The sequence below is a fragment of the Streptomyces sp. NPDC048479 genome (assembly GCF_040651435.1).
Classification (GTDB): Bacteria; Actinomycetota; Actinomycetes; order Streptomycetales; family Streptomycetaceae; genus Streptomyces.
The window spans coordinates 1-1,144 of record NZ_JBEZKA010000128.1 but is presented as its reverse complement, the minus strand read 5'-3'; the positions used below and the strand labels follow the sequence as shown (position 1 = coordinate 1,144).

1 protein-coding gene is annotated in these 1,144 nt (G+C 66.7%); it reads left to right on the top strand.

All coding sequences use genetic code 11. The features are described 5' to 3' along the window. Positions 1-107: 107 nt before the first annotated feature. On the top strand, positions 108-536 hold the full coding sequence (locus tag AB0D12_RS41350) for a subtilase-type protease inhibitor (RefSeq protein WP_362695273.1): 429 nt from the start codon (positions 108-110) through the stop codon (positions 534-536). Positions 537-1,144: the final 608 nt, after the last annotated feature.

Sequence of the window (1,144 nt, the reverse complement as noted above, 5' to 3'; positions counted from 1 at the left end):
GGTCAATTGTCCCCGTCGCCGATGTCCGAAGTGAGGGTCATCGATGTGAGGTTCTCGGGCGCCTGAGCAACGCTGCAGGTTCCGTAGTCGAGAAGAAGGAGACTCCGATGCGTCGATCAGCAGCCAAGATCGCCTGCATAGCGGGGACAGTTGCCGGCCTCGTCGCTCTGACGGTCGGCCCCGCCGCGGCGAGTGAGCCCCACAGCCTGTACTCGCCGTCCGCAATGGTGCTGACGGTCGGTCAGGGCGAGAGCGCGGCGACAGCGACCATCGAACGGGCCGCCACCCTCACCTGCACGCCGACCGCCGGCGGAACCCACCCGGACGCCAAGGCCGCTTGTGCGGACCTGGAACGCGCCCACGGCCAGCCCGCGCTCACGCTGAACGACGACTCGGGGCGCATCTGCCCGAAGATCTACGCTCCCGTCACCGTCACAGCTGACGGCGTGTGGAAGGGCACCCGAGTCTCGTACGAGCAGACGTTCGCCAACAGCTGTGTGGCACGGTCCCGGGTCACGCATCTGTTCGACTTCTGACACCCGGCGGCGGCAACAACTCCAGCACGCGAGGACGGTGGTCCGGCCGAACGGCCCGACCACCGTCCTCATGCTCACCCGGTGCCTCGGCGGCGTGGAACGCGGGGAGGCACCATGACCGCACGACGGGTAGGCCAGCCCGCCTGCGGGGGCGTTCGCGTGCGACCGGAAGTCGTACAGGCGACGAACGCGCGTCGAGAAGGTCAGTGGGTCTGCGTGCCGGGCCGGGCGCGGCTGGTCGAAGGGCGAGGCGACGGTCGTGGGCGTGCCCGGCTGCGGGACGGCCGGGCATGCCTCCGCACCGAGGATCTCGATTTTCCTTGTGCGCAGGCGACCTTTCCCTCGCTCGGTGACGGCTCGTGGAACGATCGATCAGATCGATTTATACAAGTGGCGGAACTCGAATCCCGGATCGATTCAGCCGATTCCCCGCGCCATCGAAAAGAGAGCTTCTGCGCCCTCTTGCGCGACTCCGAGCGCCGCAGCCCACGAGACGTGGATCTCTCAGGAGCCAAGAGCGCGAGTGTTCCCGAACCGTCGCGTTCGACACCCGAGGGAGGGCAGGGTTCACATCTCCTCACATGAAGTTTCTTGTAAGTGAAGGAATC